Genomic DNA, 6378 nt, shown 5'->3' with positions numbered 1-6378 from the left:
GCCCGCCGCGCCTTCGAGCAGGGCCCCTGGCCGCGCATGGCGCCGCGCGAACGCAAGGCGGTGCTGCTGCGCCTGGCCGAGCTGATCCTGGCCCACCGCGAGGAGCTGGCGCTGCTCGATTCGCTGAACATGGGCAAGCCGGTGCTGGACGCCTACAACCTCGACGTGCCGGGCGCCGCGCAGGTCTTCGCCTGGTACGCCGAGGCGCTGGACAAGCTCTACGACCAGGTCGCGCCCACCGCCAGCAATGCCCTGGCCACCATCGGCCGCGAGCCGCTGGGGGTGATCGGCGCGGTGGTGCCATGGAACTTCCCCCTCGACCTGGCCGCCTGGAAGCTGGCCCCGGCGCTGGCCGCCGGCAACTCGGTGGTCTTGAAGCCCGCCGAGCAGTCGCCGTTCTCCGCCCTGCGCCTGGCCCAGCTGGCGCTGGAGGCCGGCCTGCCGGAAGGCGTGCTCAACGTGGTGCCAGGCCTGGGCGAAACGGCCGGCAAGGCCCTCGGCCTGCATATGGATGTCGACTGCCTGGCCTTCACCGGCTCCACCGAGGTGGGCAAGTACTTTATGGCCTACGCCGCGCAGTCGAACCTCAAGCAGGTGTGGCTGGAGTGCGGCGGCAAGAGCCCCAACCTGGTGTTCGCCGACTGCCAGGACCTCGACCTGGCGGCGGAGAAGGCCGCCTTCGCCATCTTCTTCAACCAGGGCGAGGTGTGCTCGGCCAACTCGCGGCTGCTGATCGAGCGCTCCATCCACGACCAGTTCGTCGAACGCCTGCTGGCCAAGGCGCGCGACTGGCAGCCGGGCGACCCGCTGGATCCGGCCAGTCGTATGGGCGCCATAGTCGAGGCGCGGCAGACCGAACGCATCATGGCCTTTATCGACCAGGCTCAGGGCGAGGGCGCGCGGCTGGCCTGCGGTGGCCAGCGCCTGCGCGTGGGTGGCTCGGACAACTTCATCACCCCGACCATCTTCACCGGCGTGCGGCCGCAGATGCGCCTGGCCCGCGAGGAGGTGTTCGGCCCGGTGCTAGCGGTCAGCGCCTTCGACAGCGAGGACGAGGCCCTGCGCCTGGCCAACGACAGCTGCTACGGCCTGGCCGCCTCGCTGTGGACCGACGACCTCAACCGCGCCCACCGCGTGGCCCGGCGCCTGCGCGCCGGCACCGTGTCGGTGAACACCGTGGATGCCCTCGACGTCTGCGTGCCGTTCGGCGGCTGCAAGCAATCCGGCTTCGGCCGCGACCTGTCGCTGCACGCCTTCGACAAGTACAGCCAGCTGAAAACCACCTGGGTTCAACTGCGCGGCTGAGCCGCGCGCGGGCCCGTCGTTCCACCTGTCACAACAACAAGATTGCAGGAGAACCACCATGATCGATCCCGATATCAGCCTCGCTTCCACCCTGGCCACGGAGCGGCCCGTCGCCAAGTCCCGGGCCCGCCTCGGCCTCGGCGCCCTGCTCGCCGTGGCCATCGGCCTGGTGGTGTCGCAGGGCGTGATGGTGCTGATGCTGCAGGGCGCCGGCATCGCCGGGCTGGGCTTTCTGATCCCGCTGACCCTGGCTTTCTTCCTCGCTCTGACCTACGTCATGTCGTTCTCCGAACTGGCGCTGATGATTCCCCGCGCCGGCAGTCTGAGCAGCTACACCGAGGTGGCCCTGGGGCACTTCCCGGCGATCCTCGCCACCTTCTCCGGCTACGTGGTGGTGGCGATGTTCGCCTTGTCGGCCGAGTTGCTGCTGCTCGACCTGATCATCGGCGAGGTCTACCCCGGGGTGTTCCCCAGCATGAGCATCGCCTATGGCGTGCTGATCCTGTTCACCCTGCTCAACCTGCTCGGCATCGACCTGTTCGCCCGCCTGCAGTCGGCCCTGGCGCTGGTGATGGTGATAGTGCTGCTGGCCCTGGGCCTGACCGCGGTGACCGGCAGCGGCAGCCAGCCGGCGCTGGAGGGGGTGCTGAGCAACGACTGGAACCCGCTCGGCGCCGGGGTGCTGACCCTGGTGGCGCTGGCCATCTGGGGCTTCGTTGGCGCCGAGTTCGTCTGCCCGCTGGTGGAGGAATCCAAGCAGCCGGAGCGCAACATTCCCTGGTCGATGATGCTCGGCGTCGGGGTGATCTTCGTCACCATCGCCCTGTACTCCATCGGCGCGCTGTTCTACGTGCCGCAGGCGGAGTTGGCCGGCGCCGCGCTGCCGCACTACCTGTTCGCCACCGCGCTGCTCGGCGAGGGCGGCAAGATCTTCCTGGTGATCGCCGCGGTCACCGCCACCTGCAGCACGGTCAACACCTCGCTGGCGGCCATCCCGCGCATGCTGCTGGGCATGGCGGTCAACGGCCAGGCCTTCCCGCAGTTCAAGCGGCTCAGCAAGCGCTTCAACACGCCCTGGGTGGCGGTGCTGTTCGTCGCCGCCATCACCGGTGCGCCGGTGCTGCTGATGGGCGACGACCCGGGCGCCATCGGCCTGCTGCTGCTGGCCGCGGCCATCGCCTGGCTGCTGGCCTACATCATCTGCCACCTCGACGTGATCGCCCTGCGTCGCCGCTACCCGGACCTGGCGCGGCCGTTCAAGACGGCGTTCTACCCGCTGCCGCAGCTGCTCGGCATCGCCGGCATGCTGGTGTCGATCTACTACGTCTCGCCCAGCCCGGAGATGACCGCGAGCATCTTCTACAGCGCCGGCGCGGTGCTCGGCCTGGTGTCGCTGATCGCGGTGCTGTGGATCAAGCTGGTGATGCGCAAACCGCTGTTCACCCCGGAGCCGCTGGAGCAGGTGCTGGCCCGTAACTAACCGATTTCCGCCGGGGCCCGGCCCCGGCACCCGACAACCCATCGAGGCGAGGTCACTGCCATGACAGTCCCCCACATCCCCAGCCGTACCACCCGCGACTATCAGCAACTGGACGCGGCCCACCACATCCATGCCTTCGTCGACCAGAAGGCGCTGAATGCCGAAGGCCCGCGGGTCATGGTGCGCGGCGAAGGCCTGCAGCTGTGGGACAACGACGGCCAGCGCTACCTCGACGGCATGTCCGGCCTGTGGTGCACCAACCTCGGCTACGGCCGCAAGGACCTGGCCGCCGCCGCCAGCCGCCAGCTGGAGCAGCTGCCGTACTACAACATGTTCTTCCACACCACCCACCCGGCGGTGGTGGAGCTCTCCGAGCAGCTGTTCAGCCTGCTGCCGAGCCACTACAGCCACGCCGTCTACACCAACTCCGGCTCGGAGGCCAACGAGGTGCTGATCCGCACCGTGCGCCGCTACTGGCAGATTGTCGGCAAGCCGCAGAAGAAGGTGATGATCGGCCGCTGGAACGGCTACCACGGCTCCACACTGGCCAGCACCGCGCTGGGCGGGATGAAATTTATGCACGAGATGGGAGGACTGATTCCCGATATTGCGCATATCGACGAACCCTACTGGTTCGCCGCCGGCGGCGAGCTGAGTCCGGCCGAATTCGGCCGGCGTTGCGCGCTGCAGCTGGAGGAGAAGATCCTCGAACTGGGCGCCGAGAACGTCGCAGCGTTCATTGCCGAGCCGTTCCAGGGCGCCGGCGGCATGATCTTCCCGCCGCAGAGCTACTGGCCGGAGATCCAGCGCATCTGCCGCCAGTACGACGTGCTGCTGTGCGCCGACGAGGTGATCGGCGGTTTTGGCCGCACCGGCGAGTGGTTCGCCCACCAGCACTTCGGCTTCCAGCCCGACACCCTGTCCATCGCCAAGGGCCTGACCTCGGGCTATATCCCCATGGGCGGTCTGGTGCTCTCCAAGCGCATCGCCGACACCCTGGTGGAGCAGGGCGGGGTCTATGCCCACGGCCTGACCTACTCCGGCCACCCGGTGGCGGCGGCGGTGGCCATCGCCAATATCAAGGCGCTGCGCGACGAAGGCGTGGTCGAGCGGGTCAAGGTCGATACCGGCCCCTACCTGCAGCAGTGCCTGCGCGAGGCGTTCGCCGGCCACCCGCTGATCGGCGAGATCCAGGGCAGCGGCCTGGTCGCGGCATTGCAGTTCAGCGAGGACCCGGCCAGCCGCACGCGCTTCGCCAACGAAACCGAGCTGACCTGGCGCTGCCGCAGCATCGGCTTCGACAACGGCCTGATCATCCGCGCCACCGGCGGGCGCATGATCATGGCCCCGGCGCTGGTGGCCACGCGCAGCGACCTGGACGAGCTGGTCAGCAAGACCAAGCTGGCGGTGGACCAGACCGCGCGGGAGATCGGCGTGCTCTAGCGGCCAGCGTGGCAGGACCGAGGCGCAGCTTCGAAGGGGCTGCGCCTTTTTTCGTTCGCGGGCGCGGGACAGCTGCCGCGGGCGTCAACCCTGCCGATACAGCCAGGCCAGATAGAGCAGGGCGGGCTGCGGTGCCTGCAGCGCCAGTGGCCCGGGCTGGTCTTCCAGCAGCAATCCCTGGCCGCTTTCCAGCCGCTGCATCTCGCCGTCCGGCAGCCGGCACTCGATGCCCGCGCCAGCCTGGCACCAGAGCAGCATCACCGCCGCATCGTTGTGCAATTCCTGCCGCCCATGCAGCCGCTGCGGGGTCAGGCGATGGCGCCAGACACCGCGTCGGGTCATCAGGTTGAGGTCGCCGACCGGGCCGTCCACCAGCGTCGCGGCGATCGCCTCCTCGCCGGTAAATCGTGCCACCGCGCCGCCGGCGTGCAGCTCCTCGACCCGTCCGTCGCCACGCCGCAGGCGCAGCCCCGCGCCACTGAGCAACGCCAGGCTGCGATCGACGCCGGCAAAGCGCGAGAACGCCCCGTCCGCCGCGACCCGCGCGCTGCTGATACGCCAGGCGAAGTCGTCCAGGCCGGCGCCCGCCGGGGCGATGGCCAGTTCCAGGGTTTCGCCGCCGCCGTTCTTCCAGGGCATGGCACGGGCGGTGGCGAGGTCGAGCAGGCTATGGGGCATGGCAGCCTCCTGGGTGGTTTCAGTCTAATGTATATACATTGTGTTCGGGCGACCAGCGGTCATTGCTCGGCACGCGGCCGGTGCCACCTTGTTTGGCGGCTTTGATCGCTCTATTTAGGCGGATTCAGCCAGTATCCATCGGTTTGAAAAGGCCCTGTGACCATCTGGTCATTTTCCCTCGCATGGCTTGACGCTCGCCCGGATGGCTCATATTGTATATACAAAATAAATGCGGAGAATCCCATGCCGGCATTCCCAACCCCGAAACAGCTGTGGCGCGACGTGCGGGTCTTCGATGGCCTGACCCAGCTGGACGAGCCGATGAATCTGCTGGTCGAAGGCGAGCGCATCGCCGGCCTGTGGCCGGTGCGCGAGTTCGACGAGGCGTTCGCCCAGGGCGCCGCCTGCGCCGGTCGCGGCGGGGTGATGACCCCCGGCCTGGTCGATTGCCACACCCACCTGGTCTATGCCGGCAATCGCGCCGGCGAGTTCGAGCAGCGCCTGGAAGGGGCGAGCTACGAAGAGATCGCCCGCGCCGGCGGCGGCATTCTCAGCAGCGTGCGCGCCACCCGCGCGGCCAGCGAGGACGAGCTGATCGCCGCCAGCCTGCCGCGCCTCGATGCGCTGCTGGCCGATGGCGTGACCACGGTCGAAATCAAGTCCGGCTACGGCCTGACGTTGGCGGACGAGCTGAAGATGCTGCGCGTCGCCCGGCGCCTCGGCCAGCTGCGTCCGGTGCGGGTGATCACCACCCTGCTCGGCGCCCATGCCCTGCCGCCGGAGTACGCCGGCCGCGCCGACGACTACGTGGCCCTGGTCTGCGACGTGATGATCCCGGCGGCCGCCGCCGAGGGTCTGGCCGATGCGGTGGACGTGTTCTGCGAGGGCATCGGCTTCTCCCCGGCGCAGTGCGAGCGCATCTTCCAGGCGGCCCAGGCCCATGGCCTGGCGCTCAAGGCGCATGCCGAGCAACTGTCCAACCTCGGCGGCAGCGCCCTGGCCGCGCGCTACGGCGCGCTGTCGGCCGACCATATCGAGTACCTCGACGAAGCCGGGGTGCGCGCCATGGCCGAGGCCGGCACCGTTGCCGTGCTGCTGCCCGGCGCCTTCCACGTGCTGCGCGAAACCCAGCTGCCGCCCATCGAGCTGCTGCGCCAGTACCAGGTGCCGATGGCCGTGGCCAGCGACGCCAACCCCGGCACCTCGCCGATCTGCCTGCCCACGCTGATGGCCAACCTGGCCTGCACCCTGTTTCGCTTGACCCCGCGCGAGGCGCTGAGCGGCATGACCGCCCAGGCCGCCCGCGCCCTCGGCCGCCCCGACCTGGGGCGGATCAAGGTCGGGTCGCCCGCCGACCTGTGCCTGTGGGATGTGCAGTCCCCGGCCGAACTGGCCTACGCCGTCCAGGCCGGCCGCCTGCGCCAGCGCATCTTCAACGGAGAACTCGTTCATGCACGCTGATCGCCATTCCA

5 protein-coding genes are annotated in these 6378 nt (G+C 69.1%); 4 read left to right on the top strand and 1 reads right to left on the bottom strand.

Translation table 11 applies throughout. The features are described 5' to 3' along the window. The 3 genes from N878_RS10460 to N878_RS10450 all read left to right on the top strand — a co-directional run. A partial coding sequence (locus N878_RS10460; protein WP_021443608.1) for an aldehyde dehydrogenase occupies positions 1-1305 on the top strand: 1305 nt, incomplete at its 5' end. A 58-nt stretch (positions 1306-1363) separates the two neighbouring features. Continuing rightward, the gene (locus N878_RS10455) at positions 1364-2785 is read left to right on the top strand and encodes an APC family permease (protein WP_021443607.1); all 1422 of its coding nucleotides are present in this window, start codon (positions 1364-1366) and stop codon (positions 2783-2785) included. 60 nt (positions 2786-2845) lie between these two features. After that, on the top strand, positions 2846-4228 hold the full coding sequence (locus N878_RS10450; RefSeq protein WP_021443606.1) for an aspartate aminotransferase family protein: 1383 nt from the start codon (positions 2846-2848) through the stop codon (positions 4226-4228). An 84-nt stretch (positions 4229-4312) separates the two neighbouring features. On the opposite strand, the gene N878_RS10445 is transcribed toward N878_RS10450, so the two are convergent. Beyond that, positions 4313-4906: a HutD family protein gene (locus N878_RS10445; RefSeq protein WP_021443605.1), complete on the bottom strand. Its 594-nt coding sequence runs from the start codon at positions 4904-4906 to the stop codon at positions 4313-4315. Between the two features lie 243 nt (positions 4907-5149). Here N878_RS10445 and hutI point away from each other — a divergent pair, with 243 nt between their 5' ends. Beyond that, entirely contained in the window at positions 5150-6367 is a 1218-nt protein-coding gene (hutI, locus tag N878_RS10440) for an imidazolonepropionase (protein ID WP_021443604.1), read from the top strand. The last annotated feature ends 11 nt before the right edge of the window (positions 6368-6378 follow it).

Origin of the sequence: Pseudomonas sp. EGD-AK9 (assembly GCF_000465935.2) — a bacterium.
In the GTDB taxonomy this organism is placed as follows: domain Bacteria; phylum Pseudomonadota; class Gammaproteobacteria; order Pseudomonadales; family Pseudomonadaceae; genus Aquipseudomonas.
The sequence above is the reverse complement of the archived record's forward strand: the minus strand, read 5'-3'. Positions and strand labels throughout refer to the sequence as shown.

Coding starts and splice junctions, on each gene's coding strand:
- N878_RS10455 (WP_021443607.1), top strand. CDS start 1,364: ATGATCGATCCCGATATCAGCCTCGCTTCCACCCTGGCCACGGAGCGG.
- N878_RS10450 (WP_021443606.1), top strand. CDS start 2,846: ATGACAGTCCCCCACATCCCCAGCCGTACCACCCGCGACTATCAGCAA.
- N878_RS10445 (WP_021443605.1), bottom strand. CDS start 4,906: ATGCCCCATAGCCTGCTCGACCTCGCCACCGCCCGTGCCATGCCCTGG.
- hutI (WP_021443604.1), top strand. CDS start 5,150: ATGCCGGCATTCCCAACCCCGAAACAGCTGTGGCGCGACGTGCGGGTC.